Annotated in this window: 16 protein-coding genes; 12 read left to right on the top strand and 4 right to left on the bottom strand. The window is 62.1% G+C overall.

The features are described from left to right. The first annotated feature begins 9 nt into the window (after positions 1-9). Genes BSG19_RS20080 through BSG19_RS20065 form a run of 4 tightly spaced genes read left to right on the top strand, consistent with a single transcriptional unit; the run spans position 10 to position 3468 of the window. Complete coding sequence (locus tag BSG19_RS20080; RefSeq protein ID WP_244529337.1) at positions 10-879, top strand: ABC transporter ATP-binding protein; 870 nt, start codon at positions 10-12, stop codon at positions 877-879. Beyond that, on the top strand, positions 876-1634 hold the full coding sequence (locus BSG19_RS20075; RefSeq protein ID WP_092989798.1) for an ABC transporter ATP-binding protein: 759 nt from the start codon (positions 876-878) through the stop codon (positions 1632-1634). The genes BSG19_RS20080 and BSG19_RS20075 overlap by 4 nt, the downstream gene beginning before the upstream one ends. 32 nt (positions 1635-1666) lie before the next feature. Continuing rightward, entirely contained in the window at positions 1667-2416 is a 750-nt protein-coding gene (locus tag BSG19_RS20070) for a FadR/GntR family transcriptional regulator (protein ID WP_092989797.1), read from the top strand. Between the two features lie 14 nt (positions 2417-2430). After that, positions 2431-3468: a dienelactone hydrolase family protein gene (locus tag BSG19_RS20065; RefSeq protein WP_244529336.1), complete on the top strand. Its 1038-nt coding sequence runs from the start codon at positions 2431-2433 to the stop codon at positions 3466-3468. A gap of 3 nt (positions 3469-3471) precedes the next feature. Here BSG19_RS20065 and BSG19_RS20060 read toward each other — a convergent pair whose 3' ends face one another. Then, positions 3472-4620 (bottom strand): mandelate racemase family protein, encoded by a 1149-nt coding sequence (locus BSG19_RS20060; RefSeq protein WP_092989795.1) that lies wholly within the window; start codon positions 4618-4620, stop codon positions 3472-3474. A 69-nt stretch (positions 4621-4689) separates the two neighbouring features. Next, positions 4690-6123: an aldehyde dehydrogenase family protein gene (locus tag BSG19_RS20055; protein ID WP_092989794.1), complete on the bottom strand. Its 1434-nt coding sequence runs from the start codon at positions 6121-6123 to the stop codon at positions 4690-4692. A gap of 249 nt (positions 6124-6372) precedes the next feature. On the opposite strand from BSG19_RS20055, the gene BSG19_RS20050 reads away from it, so the two are divergent. Further along, positions 6373-7107: a FadR/GntR family transcriptional regulator gene (locus BSG19_RS20050; RefSeq protein ID WP_092989793.1), complete on the top strand. Its 735-nt coding sequence runs from the start codon at positions 6373-6375 to the stop codon at positions 7105-7107. A gap of 79 nt (positions 7108-7186) precedes the next feature. Next, entirely contained in the window at positions 7187-8119 is a 933-nt protein-coding gene (gene kdgD / locus BSG19_RS20045) for a 5-dehydro-4-deoxyglucarate dehydratase (RefSeq protein WP_092989792.1), read from the top strand. A 63-nt stretch (positions 8120-8182) separates the two neighbouring features. Here the strand turns inward: kdgD and BSG19_RS20040 are convergent, their stop codons facing one another. Both BSG19_RS20040 and zwf read right to left on the bottom strand, forming a co-directional pair. Further along, the gene (locus BSG19_RS20040; RefSeq protein ID WP_244529335.1) at positions 8183-9124 is read right to left on the bottom strand and encodes a transglycosylase SLT domain-containing protein; all 942 of its coding nucleotides are present in this window, start codon (positions 9122-9124) and stop codon (positions 8183-8185) included. Between the two features lie 62 nt (positions 9125-9186). Next, positions 9187-10635 carry a glucose-6-phosphate dehydrogenase gene (zwf, locus tag BSG19_RS20035; protein ID WP_280142420.1) on the bottom strand — a complete coding sequence of 483 codons (1449 nt, stop codon included), beginning with the start codon at positions 10633-10635 and terminating at the stop codon, positions 9187-9189. A 270-nt stretch (positions 10636-10905) separates the two neighbouring features. Between zwf and BSG19_RS20030 the strand changes: the two genes are divergently transcribed. The 6 genes from BSG19_RS20030 (at position 10906) to BSG19_RS20005 (ending at position 17871) form a co-directional block, all read left to right on the top strand. Then, positions 10906-11835: an ArsR/SmtB family transcription factor gene (locus tag BSG19_RS20030; RefSeq protein ID WP_092989789.1), complete on the top strand. Its 930-nt coding sequence runs from the start codon at positions 10906-10908 to the stop codon at positions 11833-11835. A 113-nt stretch (positions 11836-11948) separates the two neighbouring features. After that, the gene (locus BSG19_RS20025; RefSeq protein ID WP_092989788.1) at positions 11949-13460 is read left to right on the top strand and encodes an arabinosylfuranosidase ArfA; all 1512 of its coding nucleotides are present in this window, start codon (positions 11949-11951) and stop codon (positions 13458-13460) included. Between the two features lie 115 nt (positions 13461-13575). Continuing rightward, positions 13576-14679, top strand: a complete 1104-nt coding sequence (gene ugpC / locus BSG19_RS20020; protein ID WP_092989787.1) for an ABC transporter ATP-binding protein — start codon at positions 13576-13578, stop codon at positions 14677-14679. Beyond that, on the top strand, positions 14672-15607 hold the full coding sequence (locus tag BSG19_RS20015) for a carbohydrate ABC transporter permease (RefSeq protein ID WP_092989786.1): 936 nt from the start codon (positions 14672-14674) through the stop codon (positions 15605-15607). Before ugpC ends, BSG19_RS20015 begins: the two co-directional genes overlap by 8 nt. Positions 15608-15654: 47 nt before the next feature. After that, complete coding sequence (locus BSG19_RS20010) at positions 15655-16482, top strand: carbohydrate ABC transporter permease (RefSeq protein ID WP_092989820.1); 828 nt, start codon at positions 15655-15657, stop codon at positions 16480-16482. A 63-nt stretch (positions 16483-16545) separates the two neighbouring features. Next, positions 16546-17871, top strand: coding sequence for an extracellular solute-binding protein (locus tag BSG19_RS20005; RefSeq protein ID WP_092989785.1), 1326 nt, complete (start codon positions 16546-16548; stop codon positions 17869-17871). Positions 17872-17921 lie beyond the last annotated feature (50 nt).

Genomic DNA, 17921 nt, shown 5'->3' with positions numbered 1-17921 from the left:
GAGGCGACGATGGAAACGCAGATGGACAACCGCTCGCCCCTCCTTCGCGTCGAAGGCCTGCGCGTCAGCTACCGCAACGGGCGAGCCTTCACGCCCGTCGTCAAGGGTGTCTCCTTCCACCTCGGCCGCGAACGCCTCGGCATTGTCGGTGAATCCGGCTCGGGCAAATCGACCATCGGCCGCGCTCTTCTCAAGCTGCTGCCGACGGCACGCATCGAAGCGGACCGGATGGATTTCGAAGACACCGATCTTCTGGCCGCGACCGAACGGCAGATGCTCTCGATCCGGGGGCAGCGAATCTCCATGATCCTGCAGGACCCGAAGTTCTCGCTGAACCCGGTGCACCGGGTCGGCGACCAGATCGCCGAAGCCTATCGCGTTCACAACAAGGCGTCTGCCCAAGTTGCGCGCGAGAAGACGCTCGCCATGCTCGAAGCGGTGAAGATCCGTGATCCCGAACGGGTCTATGGCCTTTATCCGCACGAGGTCTCCGGCGGCATGGGGCAGCGCATCATGATTGCCATGATGCTGATCCCGGAGCCGCAGATCATCATCGCCGACGAGCCGACGTCGGCGCTCGACGTGACGGTGCGCATGCAGGTACTGAATATCCTGAACGAGCTGGTGACCAACAAAGGCATTGGCCTGATCATGATCAGCCACGACCTGAACCTCGTGCGCAATTTCTGCGACCGGGTGCTGGTCATGCGCCACGGCGAAGTGGTGGAGGAGCGCGCCGCACGCGACATGCAGAACTGCGTACACCCTTACACCCGCGGCCTGCTCGCCGCGCAGCCGCATATCGGTGGAAGCCGCCGCCCGCTGCCGGTGCTGAACCGCGAGCCGACAGCGCTCATCACGGAAGAGGCCCAGCCATGAACGCCATCGATGTTCGCAATGTCTCGATCGACCTCGGCTCCGGCGCCGCCAAGCGTCGGATTCTCGGCGACGTCACATTCTCCGTCAAGCCGGGCGAATCCTTCGGGCTGGTCGGCGAGTCCGGCTCCGGTAAATCGACCATCCTGCGCTGCATCGCCCGGCTGCTGACGCTCTGGGACGGAGCGATCGAGATGGAGGGCACGTCGATCAAGGACATGCCCTTTGCCGACTATTGCCGCATGGTGCAGATGGTATTTCAGGACCCATACGGTTCGCTCCATCCGCGCCAGTCGATCCGCACGGCGTTGCAGGAACCCTTGCGCATTCACCGCATGGACCGGCAGCTGGAGCGGATGGAACGGGCGCTGACCGATGTCGGGCTCGACCCTGCTTTCCTCGCCCGCTATCCGCACGAGCTTTCCGGCGGGCAGCGCCAGCGCGTCGCGATCGCGCGCGCGCTCATCCTTGAGCCGCGCATCCTGCTCCTCGACGAGCCCACGTCCGCGCTCGACGTTTCCGTCCAGGCCGAGGTACTGAACCTTCTGGCGGACCTGCGCACCCGGCGCAACCTCACCTATCTCTTCGTCAGCCATGATCTGGCGGTGATCGACCATATGTGCGAACGACTGGCGGTGATGCAACATGGGCGCGTGGTGGAGATCATGGATCGCTCGGTTCTCTCGACGGGCAAGGCGAACGATCCCTATGCCCGGGAGCTGATCGAAGCGAGCCTTGCCTACGACCAGGCCGTTTGACAGTCTGCCGACCGCTGGAGGGGTTCCAAGCCATGACGATGGATGCCGACAATTCTGTTCCGCTGCCCGCTGCCGCGCGCAGGCGGGAGACGTTGAGTTCGCAGGTCGTCCGCACGCTCGCCGACCGCATCCGGCAGGGAGAATACTCCCGCGGCTCGCAACTGCCGACGGAGAAGGTGCTGATCGACGAGCTCGGCGTCAGCCGGACGGTGGTACGCGAGGCGATCGCCAATCTCAGGGCGAGCGGCCTCGTTTCGATCCAGCACGGGGTCGGCGCCTTCGTCCGCGATGATGCCGGCATTCCTCCGTTTCGACTGGCACATGAGCGGCTCACAATGGTGGAGAACCAGCTGAAGGGGCTGGAACTGCGCATCGGCATCGAGTCGGAGGCCGCAGCTCTGGCGGCTGAGCGTCGCACGCAGGCCGATCTCGACGCCTTGGCCGCCGTCTGCGACGCGATGGATGTGGCGATCCGGGATGTGATCCGCGACAGCCAGGCCGATTTCGAGTTTCACTGTGCGGTGGCAAAGGCCAGCCAGAACGAGCATTTCTTCGGCATCTTCAACTATCTCGGCGAGACGCTGATGCCGCGCATGCGGCTGCAGACCAGCGGCGTCGAGGAAGCGGTGTTTCAGGCAAATCTCGCGCGGGTCAACAACGAGCACCGTCTCGTCCTCGCCGCTATCACGGAGCGCGATATCGATGGCGCACGTCTGGCCATGCGGCAGCATCTGACGGTCAGCCGCGACCGGATGATCGAGCGCATGCGCCGCGGCGGATGATCGACGGCGAGAACATGCCGGATCTCGCAAGGCGACTGCGGGATAGAAATGTTTTCGCCTGGAACTTCGATCCGGCCATGTCGGATGTCGTGACGTGGCGGAGCACGACGCTCGCTGCCGTGCGCGGCGCGCTTGGCGTCGAGCATGTCGCCATGCCCTCGGCGACGCATCTTGCCGAATGGGCGGATGACGGTCTGCTCGGCCAGCATCTTCAGCTTGGTTTCTCGAACGGAGAGGCCGCAGACGCCTATCTGCTCCGCCCGTCTGCGAAGGGACCGACGCCCGGCATCCTGCTGCTCCACGATCACGGCTCTTTCTTTTCCATCGGCCGGCAGAAGCTGATCCGGCGCCCTGACGAGCCGAGAGAGACGGCTGCGCTATCGGACGAATGGGTCGCCCGTCTTTACGGTGGCCGCCATATCGGAAATGCTCTGGCGCGTCGCGGGTACAGCGTTCTCTGCGTCGATGCTCTTGGCTGGGGCGGCAGGGCTGGAACCGGATATGAGGGGCAGCAGGCGCTGGCAGCGAACCTCATGCAGTTTGGCCAATCGCTCGCCGGCGTCGTCCTTCAGGAGGATCTGGAAGCTCTGACATTCCTGAGGCATCTCGAGGGGATCTTGCCCGAGCGCGTGGCAAGCTTCGGCTTTTCGATGGGTGGTGCGCGGGCCTGGCAGGTCGCCGCTCTCTCGCACTATGTAAAAGCCTGCGTGTCCGGCGGCTGGATGGGAACGCTGGCAGGCCTGATGCAGCCCGGCAGCAACCAGCTGCGCGGCCAGTCCGCCTTTTATATGCTGCATCCCGGGATCGCCGGACGGATCGACTATCCCCATTTCGCAGCGCTCGCGGCCCCGAAACCTGCTCTCTTTCTGAGCGGTCGCGAGGACCGGCATTTTCCGGAAGCCGTCTCCGCGGAGGCGTTCCGCCAGATGCGCGCGATCTGGGAAGCCTCCGGAGCGCCCGATGCTTTTCAGGCACGGGCGACGCCGGTTGGCCATGTGTTTACGGTAGAGCAGCAGGAGGACGCGATCGCCTGGCTCGATCGCGTCCTTTGAACCTCAACCGACGAGGTTTGCGTTGATGAAGTCGAAGTTGATATCTTCGCCAAGACCCGGCTTGTCGGAGATGTGAACGTAGCCGTCCGCATCCATCGGATCGACGAGACCGTTCAGATACTCGAAGCCGTCATCGTATTCCAGGAAGGGATGCAGCAGTCCGCGCTCGTACCAATTTGCATTCTTCGAGCATGCCGCAATGATGAGGTTCGGCGCGCCGTTTCCATGAATCTCGCAGTTCATGCCGAAGGATTCGGCGAGATGCATGCACTTCATGGCCGGACTGATGCCGCCGACATCGTGAACACCGGTCCGCAGGATGTCACAGGCTTTCGTCGCGATCCATTCGGCACGGCTGAAGTGTTTGCCGCCGGCGCTTTCGGGGCCGAGAACGGGGATGTCGAGGTTCTCGGAAAGCCACGCGTAGGACATTGAGCTCTGCTCATCCATCGGCTCCTCGATCCAGTCGAAACCAAGCGCCTCGAGCCCTCGGCCAAGCTTCAGGGCGTCGGTCCGGGTATACCAGTGGAATGCATCGATCATCAGGTGGATATCCGGGCCAACGGCTTCGCGCACCGCCGCGCAGGCCTTGAGGTCCATGTTGACGTCCGGCGCCCAGGATACCGGCGGCATCCATGTATGCAGCTTGATACCCTTGTAGCCGCGCGCGACGAGCTTTTCGGCAAAGCGACCGTAGTCCTCCGGCGTCGCCAGACCGTTCTCCAGTTCGTCGCCGCACATGATCGAGCCGTAAGCGAGCATCTTCTCGCGGTAGGTGCCAATCAGCTTGTGGACGGGCATATTCAGCTTGCGTCCTGCAAGATCCCACAGTGCGCAATCGACGACCGCCAGCGTCCTGTCGGTCAACTGCGCCGCGCTGCCGCGCTGCCAGTGCGCCAGCTCCTGCCAGAGCCGTTCGCGCGCGAAGGGGTCGGCGCCGATCAGCACCTTCTTCACGAACTTTTCGATGACATGCGGGCGCACGACCTCGGGCGCCGCGAAGCAATAGCCTTCCCCGCCCTCGTCATCGACGATGGTCAGGAGCGCGAGGTTTACCTTGTGCGCCGGACCCGGATGGGCATGGCCGGCCGTGTCCTGATGGCGATAGGTGGTGTGGGCAAAGACGCGCACGTTGACGTCGACGATTTTCACGGAAAGTCCTCCTCGGATAGGCGCGGCCGATGCCGCTGCCGTTCATTGTGTGGTATGCGTGCGCCCTGCTCAGGCCAGCGTGTAGGCGGTCTTCACCACCGTAAAGAACTCGGCGGCATAGCGACCCTGCTCACGCGGACCGAACGAGGAGGCCTTGCGCCCGCCGAACGGCACATGAAAATCGACCCCGGCTGTGGGCAGGTTGACCATGACCATCCCCGCTTCCGCGTTGCGCTTGAAATGGGTCGCATGCTTCAGGCTCGTCGTGGCGATGCCTGCCGACAGGCCGAAAGGCGTGTCGTTGGAGATGGCGAGCGCTTCGTCGTAATCTTTTGCCCTGATGACGCTGACCACGGGCCCGAAGATTTCCTCACGCGAAATGCGCATCTGGTTGGTCGCCTCGGTGAAGAGCGTCGGCTGAAGGTAGAAGCCGGGCGTTTCGCGCGTCAGCACCTCGCCGCCGAAGGCCAGCCTGGCGCCCTCGGCCTTGCCGATGTCGATGTAGTCGGTGTCCTGCTTCAACTGCCGCTCGTCCACAACGGGACCGATATGCGTACCGGGCTTCATCGCGTTGTCCACCGTCAACGTCTTTAGCCGCTCGGTAAGCGCCGCGACGAAACGGTCGTGAATGCCTTCGGTGACGATCAGCCTGGAGGATGCGGTGCAGCGCTGGCCGGTGGAGAAGAAGCCGGAATTGGCGGCCGCCTCGACCGCGACCGAGAGGTCGGCATCATCGAGAACCACCATCGGGTTCTTGCCGCCCATTTCGAGCTGGAACTTGCGGTTATGCTCGATAGAAGCGAGGGCAACCCGCTTGCCCGTGCCCGTGGACCCCGTGAAGGTAAGGCCGGCAAGATCCGGGCTGTCGAGCAAAGCCTGCCCGACCACCGAGCCGCGACCCATGACGAGGTTCAACACGCCCTTGGGCAGGCCGGCGCGGTTGAGAATATCCACGATCGCCCAGGCGCAACCGGGCACGAGATCCGCAGGCTTAAAGACGATGGTGTTGCCGTAACACAGCGCCGGCGCGATCTTCCAGGCGGGAATGGCAATCGGGAAGTTCCAGGGCGTGATGATCCCGACGACGCCAAGCGGCTCACGCGTCACCTCGACGCCGATCCCCGGCCGCGCGGACGGCACGGTCTCACCTGTCAGGCGCAACGCTTCACCGGCGAAGAAATCGAAGATCTGGGCCGCACGCGTCACCTCTCCGATGGCCTCGGGAAGCACCTTGCCCTCCTCACGTGCCAGAAGTGCGCCAAGCTCCTCCTTGCGGGCAAGAATTTCGTCCGATGCCTTCCGCAGAATGGCATGCCTCTCCATAATGCCGGAGCGCGACCACGCCGGAAAGGCAGCCTTGGCGGCCGCGATGGCATCCTTCGCATCGTCGGCGCTGGCCTGCGCATAAAGGCCGACCAGATCGTTCGTATCCGACGGGCTGAGGTTTCGGGAAGCCTGAGAGCCGACCCACTCGCCGGCAATGAGGTTCTGGTAAATGGTCATGATCGTCTCCTCCACACATCCGCACGGCAAGGCACGTTTCCGCCAGCTATCGATCACATCGAGCCCACGGCGTCCCGCCTCCAACGCGACGTCTTGTTATCATATAACTGACGTATGTCATCCTATAAGACTCCGAGAGGACGTCAATAAATTTCTTCCCGCGTGCGGTCCATATACGTTATCTTGCCGACACATAAGACGAGCGACGCATGCACCGGGCGGGGAAACTTGAAGAGATCAGATCACGATATGCATGCTGCACCGGCACGCAAGGGCCGGAACCTTGTGGCCACCGTCAGCGAACGGCTGCGTGCGGCCATTGCGGACGGCTCGCTAAAGCCGGGCGAGAAACTGGCGAGCGAAAGCGGCCTGACGGAGGAGCATCAGGTCAGCCGAACCGTGATCCGGGAAGCCATCGCGTCGCTGCGCGCCGACGGACTGGTCGAGGTGCGGCACGGCGTCGGCGTGTTCGTTCTGGCCACGCAACCCAAGCCGCAAGGCGGCCTTCAAAGCGTCGATCCCAACCGCGTGTCGTCCATCATCGAGATGCTGGAGGTTCGCGCCGCAATCGAGATTGAAGCCGCGGGCCTTGCCGCCGGGCGCTGTTCGCCAGCCCAGCAGGAGCTGATCTTCGAGGCACTGCACGTAATGAACAATCAGATTGCTTCCGGCACGGCCACGGTAGACAGCGACCGCAGCTTTCACCTCGCCATCGCCGACAGCACCAACAATCCGCGGTTTCGCGAACTGCTTCAGGCCATCGGCGAGCAGATGATCCCGCGCTCGCTTCTCGGGAATGACAAGACGGAAGCCACGCCGCCCGATTATCTCTCGCAAATCCAGCAGGAACACGAGACCATTGCCCGCGCGATCGCCGACCGGGACGAAGCGGCGGCTCGGGATGCAATGCGCAATCACCTGAAGGGCAGCCAGCAACGCTACCGGGCTCTCATGCGCAGCACACGCGGCGCCGGCGCGGCATAGATCATACAACTATTGACAGAGATAATATCTCTGTGTAACGGTGTCTGTAATGCAACGTCTGGAGAACAATCCCGTGTCCATGGATCCCATCGAACTGAAGCACGCGCTCGGCGCCGGCCTCCTGTCCTTCCCCGTGACGCCCTTCGGCGCGGACGGGCTCTTCAATCGCAAGGCCTATGAGGCGCATGTCGGCTGGCTGGCCGGCTTCGACGCGACGGTTCTGTTTGCCGCCGGCGGAACGGGCGAGTTCTTCTCGCTGGAACCTTCGGAAATCCCCGAGATCGTTGCTGCCGCCAAGGCCTCGGCCGGCTCGACTCCGATCGTTGCCGGTTGCGGCTATGGCACGCGCATCGCGGTCTCCATCGCGAAATCGGCGGAAAAGGCCGGTGCCGACGGTATCCTGCTGTTGCCGCACTACCTGATGGATGCGAGCCAGGAAGGCCTCTACCAGCATATCAAGACCGTCTGCCAGTCGGTCTCGATCGGCGTCATGGTCTATAACCGCGACAACTCGATCCTGACGGCAGACACGCTGTCGCGTCTCTGCGACGCCTGCCCCAACCTTGTTGGCTTCAAGGACGGCTCCGGCGACATCGCGCTCGTCCGCCGCATCACCGCGACGATGGGCGATCGCCTGACCTATCTCGGGGGCATGCCGACAGCAGAACTTTTTGCCGACGCCTATCTCGGCGCCGGTGTGACGACCTACTCCTCCGCCGTCTTCAACTTTGTACCCGCACTTGCCCAGGAGTTCTACACGGCACTCCGGGCCGGTGACACCGCGACCACAAACCGTATCCTGATCGACTTCTTCTATCCGTTCATGGACATCCGCAACCGGCAGAAGGGCTACGCCGTCTCCGCCATCAAGGCGGGGGTGCGGCTGATGGGCTTTGACGCAGGCCCGGTCCGCGCGCCGTTGACGGACCTCACAGCCGAAGAGGTGCGGATGATGGAAGCGCTCTGCGAGCCCTACCGCAAGGCGACACCGGCCGCGCAGGCCGCAGAGTAACGTCCGAAACACCCACGAGAAAAGGCCCGGCATCGTCGGGCCTTTTTTGTTCGGGACGAACCGTCAGCGATGGGGCCTGTTGCGAAAGACGATGCAGGCACCGCCGGCCTTCCGCACGATGTCGCAGAGGGCGTCCGCCTCCTTTCGGCTTTCGCGCCCGATGCGCGCGGCATAGCGTGGCCGATATCCGAAATTACCGCCGCGCTGCCGGACGAGAAGGGCGCGCTCACCATTATATGGCGCGGGCAGGCGAGAGACAGCGAGGTCAAAAAGTTTCATCGCAGTGGCAGGGTTATAATGCCCGGCCAGCTGAACGCCCCACGGCGCCCAGTCGGCCGAGGCGGTGAGAACAGGGTCGCGTATGATACGGCTGGTCGCGAGCGTGGTACAGGCCTCCAGAAACGGCTTTGCCGGATCGAGAAGCGGAGCCGCCGACGTGGGCGGAGTGGTTTTCCAAACCTCTGCCGTCTGACCCGTGATTGCAAAGACGTAATCCTGTGTCTCCAGCGGCAACTTTCCCGTCGAAAGAAACCGCGAAAGGCCTCCCTCGCCGGCATTATAGGCGGCGGCGGCAAGGCCGAAATTACCGAACCGCGTGCGAAGCTCCCGGAGATAGGCGGAAGCGGCATCGAGCGACTGGATGACGTCGAACGTATCGCCGAGGCCTCTTTCGCGCGCCGTGCCCGGCATGAACTGCGCAATACCCTCCGCCCCTTTCGGGCTGATGGCTTCAGGCCTGAACAGGCTTTCGCGCCAGAGCAGCCGCGCGAAGTAATCAGGCGGCAGATCCGAACGTTTCGCGAAGTGCTCGATGGCGCGGCAGAGGTCGGCATTGAAGCTGTCTCTACGAATACAGAGTGCGGGCGATGCCGCGCCGCCCTCATAGAGGCATTGGGCGTCCCTCTCCTCTTTGGTCCGGGCCGCGGCCTCCTCCAGCTGAAGGGACCAAAGACCCGTAGCGAGCAATACCACCTGGATGGCCGCGCCAACCGTTCGGTGGTGCAAGCGGGACCGCGCTCCGGTCTCCCGGTGGAACGCAGCCCGGATCCGCCCCTCCATGGCACGCCTCAACGTGTGATGAGCTCATGCCAGGCGAGACCATCGCGCGCAAGCAGATCCGCCGCCGCATCCGGCCCGAGCGAACCGGGGGCATAAGGCTCCGGTGCTCCACCCTCGGCCCAGCGGTCGAGGAACGGCTGGACGGCACGCCAGCCCGCTTCCACCGCATCCGCGCGCTGGAACAGGGTCTGGTCGCCCGTCAGGATATCGTAGAGCAGGGTCTCGTAGCCATTGAGCCGTCCGATATCGAACAGGCCCGCATAGCGAAAATCCATGACAGCCGGCTCCACCGCCACGCCGATTCCAGGGCGCTTGATGAGCATATCGAGGCTGATGCCTTCGTCCGGCTGGATCTGAATGACGATGCGGTTCGGAGGCAGATGCGCGTTCCGCAGGCGCGGGAACTGCGCGAACGGTACGGGCTTGAACGTGACGATGACCTCCGTATCCCGAACGGTCAGCGCCTTGCCCGTGCGCAGGTAGAATGGCACTCCGGCCCAGCGCCACGTGTCGATCATCAATTTCAGCGCGACATAGGTCTCCGTGTTGCTATCGGATTTCACGTCGGCTGTTTCGGTATAGGCAGGAATGGTTCGATCGCCGATGGTCCCGGCCGTATAGGCGCCACGCACGCTGTTCTCGGCGGCCTCCTCCGGCTCGTAAATCCGGATTGCGCGCAGCACCTTCGCCTTCTCGTCCCGCACGGCTTCCGCATCGAAGCTGATTGGCGGCTCCATAGCCACCATGGACAGAAGCTGGAACAGGTGGTTCGGCACCATGTCGCGAAGCGCCCCGGTGCCGTCGTAGAAGCTACCCCGCGTTCCCACATCCACCGTTTCTGCCGCCGTGATCTGGATATGGTCGATACTGTCGCTGTTCCAGAGCTTCTCGATCATCATGTTCGCAAACCGCAGCGTCATGATGTTCTGGACCGTCTCCTTGCCGAGGAAATGATCGATGCGATAGACCTGCGTTTCCGCGACCCGCGCCAGTATTCGGGCATTCAAAGCGTTTGCCGACGCGGCATCATGCCCGAACGGCTTTTCGATCGCGATGCGGCGAAAGTTTCCATCCGCCTCCGTCGTCAGCCCGTGATCGGCAAGCTTCTCGACGATATCGCCGAAGAAACGGGGCGGGACGGCGAGATAGAAGACCGCGTTGCCGGTGAGTTCCGCCGAAATTTCCGTGTAGATCTGGTCGGCCGTGAAGTCGCCCGCGCGATAGCGCAGCTTCGGCCGCAAGCTCTTCCACGCCTCCGCCCTCTGGGCGTCGCTCTCGCCGAAATGCCCGGCACTGAAGGTCTCGAGGCTCGTCCGCAGCATCTCGTCGTCGCCGGCATCCTTGCCGATGCCGAGCACCGTGGAGGTCGGATGAATCAGCCCTTCCCGTTCCATATTGATAAGCGCGGGCACGAGAAGCCGGCGCGTCAGGTCGCCGGTTGCGCCGAAGATCACCAGAGTGGCGGGTGGCGCGGGATCGAGATTGCCAAGGGCTGCGCCTGAGGTAGCGTCGGCGGTCTGGCGTACGCGGGCTGTCGGTGTCGTCACGCGGGTCTCCTTCACTGATCACATCCGCAACGGCGCTTCCGGGCCGGGCGTAAGGTCGAGCCCTGAGATAGGGCAGATGGTCTCCGGTTCACCTGCAAACCACTGTCGTTCCGAAGATTGACTGAATCCGTTTTATCAATATGAATAAAAATCTCAACGGCGAAACTTGGAGTCCAGATTGTGAGCCGAAATTTCCTCGTCGTCGATCCGGACGAAAACCAGGCCGTTTTGAAAGGTCTTGCCTCACCGGCGCGCGTCTCGATCCTGAAACTGCTGCAGAATAAGGGGCCGATGAACGTCAACGACATCGCCGATGTCCTTCGATCGCCGCAGTCCAGCGTATCGATCAATGTTCAAATGCTACAGGAAGCCGGGTTGATCCGCACGGAGACCGTCAAGGCACGGAAGGGAAACCAGAAGGTTTGCCATGCGCTCTACGATGAAATCCTGATCGTCCTGAAGAACGATATCAAGGAAACGGAACGGAATGCCATAGAAGTCTCCATGCCCCTTGGCCTCTATACGAGCTTCGAGGTGTCGGCGCCCTGCGGGCTCTGCTCGGTGGATGGCATCATCGGGCTGCTGGATGTGCCGAGCACGTTCCTCGATCCGGACCGCATGAAGACCGGTCTGATCTGGTTTACGCGGGGCCATGTCGAATACCAGTTTCCCAACAATGCCCGCCTTGCCAATACCGAAATCCGCGAACTGGAATTCGTGCTGGAACTCTCCTCCGAGGTGCCCGGCACGAGCGCTGACTGGCCTTCGGACATCACCCTCTCCGTCAACGGCGTCGAGGTGGGCACCTGGACGTCTCCGGGGGATTTCGGTGATAAACGAGGGGTTTACACGCCGGACTGGTGGAAACTGAAAGGTTCGCAGTACGGCAAACTGAAAAGTTTTCGCGTCAATGACGAAGGCTCTTATGTCGATGGTATGCGGATGTCGGATGTCCGTCTCGATGACCTGAAGCTGGACGTGCACCATTCCATTCGCCTTCGGATCGGCGTACGGGAAGACGCGAAGCACCCGGGAGGCATCAACATTTTCGGTCGCGGTTTCGGCAATTACGATCAGGATATTCTGCTGCGGCTGAGGACACGCACATAAGATCTTGCTTTCGCACTGCACAACATTTTTCGCTTGACGCTGCAAACGACCTCCGCTCTATTCATCTTAAATCATGATATAAATCATGAAATACAATATGCATTGGAGGCGGCATGAAGGCGACGGTTATTGCTCACAGCAAATTTACGATCTCGGAGATCGACCCGCGGCTTTACGGCTCGTTCATCGAGCATCTGGGCCGCGCCGTCTACACCGGGATCTACGAGCCGGGCCACCCCACAGCCGACGCGGATGGCATGCGCCAGGACGTGATCGATCTCGTGAAGGAACTCCAGGTCCCCATCGTCCGCTATCCCGGCGGAAATTTCGTGTCAGCCTACAACTGGGAAGACGGCATCGGCCCGCGCGATCAGCGGCCCGTTCGCCTCGATCTTGCCTGGCACACGTCGGAGAGCAATCAGGTCGGCATTCACGAGTTTGCCGACTGGTGCGAGACTGTCGGAACCGAGATGATGCTCGCGGTGAACCTCGGGTCTCGCGGTCTCGATGAGGCCCGCAACTTCCTCGAATACGTCAATCACGAAGGTGGCAGCACCTGGAGTGACAAGCGCCGGGCGAATGGCCGCGAAGCGCCCTTCGACGTGCGCCTCTGGTGCCTCGGCAACGAGATGGACGGCCCCTGGCAGATCGGCCACAAGACGGCGGACGAATATGGGCGGTTGGCGCATGAGACGGCAAAGGCCATGCGCGCCTTCGACAGCCGGCTGGAACTCGTCGTCTGCGGCTCTTCCAATGCGCACATGCCAACCTACCCGCAATGGGAGGCGACCGTGCTGGAGCACACCTACAACGAGATCGACCATATTTCGCTGCACATGTATTTCGAGAACCGCGCCAAGGACACGGCGAGCTATCTCGCACGCAGCCTTGAGCTCGACACCTATATCGGCACCGTTGCCGGCGTTATCGCCTATGTGAAGTCGAAAAAGCGCTCGAAGAAGGACGTTTATATCTCCTTCGACGAGTGGAACGTCTGGTACCACTCGAAGGAGCGCGACAAGGTCACCCTCGAAGGGCATAACGGCTGGCCGGAGGCTCCACCGCTTCTGGAGGACGACTATAATTTCGAGGATGTGCTGCAGGTCGGCTGCATTCTGAACACCTTCATCAATCGCGCCGACGTGGTGAAGATTGCCTGCCTTGCACAGCTCGTGAACGTCATCGCGCCGATCATGACCGTGCCGGGCGGCCCGGCCTGGCGCCAGACGATCTTCTATCCCTACTATTACGCTTCTGTGTACGGGCGCGGCACGGCGCTGAAGCTTATGGTCGACAGCCCCACCTACACCGTCGAAGATGTCGGCACCGTGCCATATCTCGATGTGTCCGCAGTGCACGACGCGACATCGGGCCACGTTACCTTCTTTCTCGTCAACCGGCATCTGCGCGACGCGCTTGAGCTCGATGTCGGCCTGCTCGAATTCGGTGCCCTCTCGATTGTCGAGGATCAGGTCATCGCCCACTCCGACCTCGGCATCACCAACACCGCCGATAAGCCTGAGAATGTCGTGCCCGTGAAGGGCGACGGCGCTCTGTTTGCAGACGGTCGCCTGACCGCGTCTATCGCGCCGCTGAGTTACCGGATGATCCGGCTGAAGGCCTGATAGCGGAGGCGGGCAAGATTCCGGACCGGAGGAGGATATCCGGTTCGGCGACGGAGTGATGGAAGACGTGGCGTAGCGGGTCAGAGACCCGCATCACCGCCGGGAGGAGGCTTGCATGACCGCGCAGATCGAGATCGACCGCGTCACGAAACGCTATGGCGCAATGACGGTGCTCGAAAACCTGTCTCTGTCCGTGAAGGCCAACGAGTTCATGGTTTTTCTCGGGCCATCGGGCTGCGGAAAATCGACGCTGCTGCGCATGATCGCGGGGCTCGAAAGCGTGGACGAGGGCACGATCTCGATCAATGGCGAGCGGATCGACACGCTGCCGCCCGGCCAGCGCGGTATCGCCATGGTGTTCCAGTCCTATGCCCTCTATCCGCATATGACGGTCGCCGATAACATGTCCTTCGGCCTTGAGAATATCGGCGTGCCCAGGGGCGTGATCGATGCACGGCTGGCGGAAGCCGCGCGGATGCTGGAAATCGGGCATCTGATGGACCGAAAGCCCGGTCAGCTTTCCGGCGGTCAGCGCCAGCGCGTCGCCATCGGCCGCGCGATCGTCAAGGAACCCAAGGCCTTCCTGTTCGATGAGCCGCTTTCCAACCTCGACGCGGCCCTGCGCGTCCGGACCCGCCTGGAACTTGCGCAGCTGCGCAATCGCGTGAAATCCACCATGATCTTCGTCACGCATGACCAGATCGAGGCAATGACGCTGGCAGACCGGGTCGTCGTCATGAACAACCGGCGGATCGAGCAGATCGGCACGCCGATGGATATCTACCTGAGGCCCGCAAGCCGGTTCGTCGCGACCTTCGTCGGTTCGCCAACCATGAACTTCATGCCCGTTATTCTGTCGCAGAGCGGCAGCTATCTCGGCGTGACGCTGCCGAACGGCGCGCAGCTGACGACCTCCATTCGGGCCGATGGCGTGACCGTCGGCGAACAGACGCTCGGCATCCGGGCCGAGGCGGTCCGTCGCGCCGAGCCCGGCGCCGTCAACACGATGCCCGGCCGGGTCGAGGTGCTGGAAAGGCTCGGCGACCGCACGCTCCTCTATGTCAGGCTGAAGGACGGCAGCATGATCGTCGCGGAAGATATCGGCATGAGCCGTGTCGCCATCGGCGATGAGATCGCGCTTACGCTCGACGGCACCCGGACGCATCTCTTCGATGCCGAGGGCCGGGCGCGCCATGCGGAGGAGATCAGCCATGGCTGACGTGACGCTTACCGGAACATCCCAGGACAGAGGCATCCCCGCCCGGCAACGTGTCCAGAACGTCAACGCACCGCTTTGGCGTAATGCGATCTTCGTCGCGCCCTACCTCGTGTTCTTCGTGCTGCTGCTCCTCGTGCCCCTGGTCTGGGGCATGTGGATGAGCCTGCATAAGGCGGATGCGTTTTCCACCGGCCGCTTCGTCGGGCTTGCCAATTACACGAGGCTCTTCAACGACCGCATCTTCCTGCAGGCGATTGGCAACACATTTTATTTTGTTCTTCTCACCGTTCCCGCGCTGGCGTTGATCGGTCTTCTTCTGGCGCTGGCGCTCAACCGGCAGACCCGCACGGCAGCTGTCCTGCGTACCGTCTTCTTTGCCTCGTCCGTTCTGTCGGTCACCATCGTCACGCTGATCTGGCGCATCGTCTTCGTGCCCGGTTTCGGCTTCCTGTCCACTGTTTATGGCTGGTTCGGCGCGACTGCCCCGGCCTTCCTGTCCGATCCGAAGCTGGTCATGATCGCCATCGCCATCGCCACGATCTGGTGGTGCATAGGCCTGCCGATGATGCTGTTCCTCTCTGCGCTCCAGCAGATCCCGGGCGATATCTACGAGGCAGCCGCGCTCGACAATGCCGGCCGCTGGCGCACGTTCCGGTCCATCACCTTCCCGTCCATCAAGCGGACATTCGTGCTCGTCGTCGTCATCCAGATCGTCCTGCAGTTCCAGCTGTTCGGGCAGGCGAGGCTGATGACGAATGGTGGACCCAACAACGTGTCCACCCCGCTTGTCCTCTACATCTACGACGCCGCCTTCAAGCGCTGGGATCTCGGACTTGGCGCTGCCGCTTCCGAAGTTCTGTTCGCACTGATCCTCGTTGCCGCCATGATCCAGTATCTGGTTTCCCGTGGGAAGGGAGAGGGTGCATGAGCACGATCGCATCTCCATCCGCAAAAACGAATGCATCTCCTCGCGGCATGGTCGGCCGCAGCACAGGCGATCGCGTCATCCTCGCGCTGACCATCGCTGCCGCCGCTATCATGATGGCGCCGCTGGTCTGGGTCGTTGCCTTGTCGCTGAAGGACAACAAGGAACTGATGGCGAGCATGAACGCGGTGTTCCATGCGCCCTATACACTCCAGAACTATCTCAACATCCTCACGACCTCCTCCGTCTTCCGATGGATTCTGAACAGCCTCATCGTCTCCGGCGGCGTGACGCTGGGCACCCTCGTGCTCTGCTCTCTTGCAGGCTACGGGTTTGCCCGGCTCAACTTTCCCTTCCGCAACGCCCTCTTCGTCATCGTCCTCATCGGCCTTGCCATTCCCGAGCAGGCCGTGCTGATCGCGCGCCACCAGCTGTTTTCCTGGGCGAAACTGCACAACACCTATCAGGGGCTGATCCTGCCCTGGCTCTCGGCGCCCTTCGGCGTGTTCCTGATGACGCAATATTTCCGCGCCATCCCCAAGGAACTGGACGAGGCGGCCCTTCTCGATAATGCCAGCCGCTTCAAGATCTTCTGGAAGGTGCTGCTGCCGCTGACGGTGCCGGCGCAGGCGACACTGGGCATCTTCACCTTTCTCAGCGTCTGGAACGATTATTTCTGGCCGCTGATCTCGGGCACGAAGAAGGAGATGTTCACGCTGACCGTCGGCATCGCCTCGACGCAGACGAACTTTGCCCAGTCCGAAGGCCTCGGCTTTCTCATGTCGCAGGCGGTCTTTGCCAGCGCGCCGATCCTGATCCTGTACCTGTTTTTCCAGAAATACATCGTCACCGCCGTATCCGGCGCCGCCGTGCGGTGAAGAGACTGCCCGGCCGCGCAAGACAGGCCGGTGAAACGCAATCATGACATGGAGGAGACACGCATGATGCATATATGGAAATCGTCTGTTCTGGCGGCGGCTTCGGCCCTTGCCATGATGGCGGCGACGCCGTCTTTCGCGGCCACGGAACTGAGCCTGCAGCGCTTTTTCGGTGCTTGCGACGCAGATTTCGGGACCAATACCGATGTCGCCAAGGCCGTTGGAGAATGCGGGATCATCACGTCGATGATCAACAAGTTCAACGCCGACAATCCCGATATCCATATCACCGTGACGACGGTGGAGTGGCCGGGCTACGACCAGCTGACCGCACAATTTGCGGCCGGAGATCCACCTGATATCGTCTCGATCCATCATTCCGCCCTGTCGGACTACCAGTCCAAGGGCCTCCTCATGCCACTCGACGAGGTTCTCGCCTCCGTCGGCGTGAAGCCGGACGACTTTACGGATGCAGCCCGCAACGGCGTGACCAAGGACGGGCAGATCTACGGCCTGCCGATCGACAACTGGACCATGCTGTATCACATCAACATGGACCTCTTTAAACAGGCCGACCTCGTCAATGCCGATGGCACGCCGAAGCTGCCCACCAGTGTCGATGAACTCCTCGCACAGGCGAAGCAATTTCGCGAGAAGACCGGCAAGCCCTACTTCATCCAGAACCTGGCAAACGAGACGGCGCTCTATACCCGCAATTTCTACACCTACCTGTTCCAGCAGGATTCCGACTTCTTTGCCGACCCGCTGAAGGTGAAGCTGAACACGCCGGAAGCAAAGAAGGTGCTGGAAATGTACAAGGCGATCTTCGATCAAGGCGACACGACGAAGGACATGGACTACGCCGGCAGCATCAATGCTTTCCTCGCCGGCGAAGGCGGGGTGCACCTCAACGGAACCTGGGTGATCGGCGACTATAACGCCTCATCGCAAACACCGGGAACCGCGCTCAACAAGGGCGGCTATACCGTCTATCCCTATCCGCAACTCTTCCCCGGCAAGAAGGCGCAATATGCCGATGGCCATGCCTGGGGGATCTCGCAGAAGGATCGCTCGGCCGAAGAGACGGCGGCAATCGGCAAGTTCCTGAAGTTCTTCAAGGATAACGACTTCGAATGGTCCCGCACCGGCCATCTGCCGTCAGTAAAGGCCGTATTCGAGACACCCGAGTTCAAGGCCTTGCCGCACCGCGACACGGTGGCACCCATCGCCACGCTCGGCACGGCCCTGCCCTCGACCGTTCAGCGCCAGTTCGCGATTCAGGACATCATCGGACAGGAAATGAATGCCGCGATGACCGGTCAGAAGGAGGTCGACGCGGCCCTTGCCGATATGGAGAGCCGCGTCAACGATCTGCTGGCCAATCTGTAGAGCCCGCAGGATTCGGACCTTCCCGCTGACCTCGGGGCGCCACTCCCAGC

It is taken from the genome of Rhizobium sp. NFR03 (assembly GCF_900111275.1).
In the GTDB taxonomy this organism is placed as follows: domain Bacteria; phylum Pseudomonadota; class Alphaproteobacteria; order Rhizobiales; family Rhizobiaceae; genus Ferranicluibacter.
Note: the sequence above shows the minus strand (reverse complement) of the source record. Positions and strands in the feature narration are given on the sequence as shown.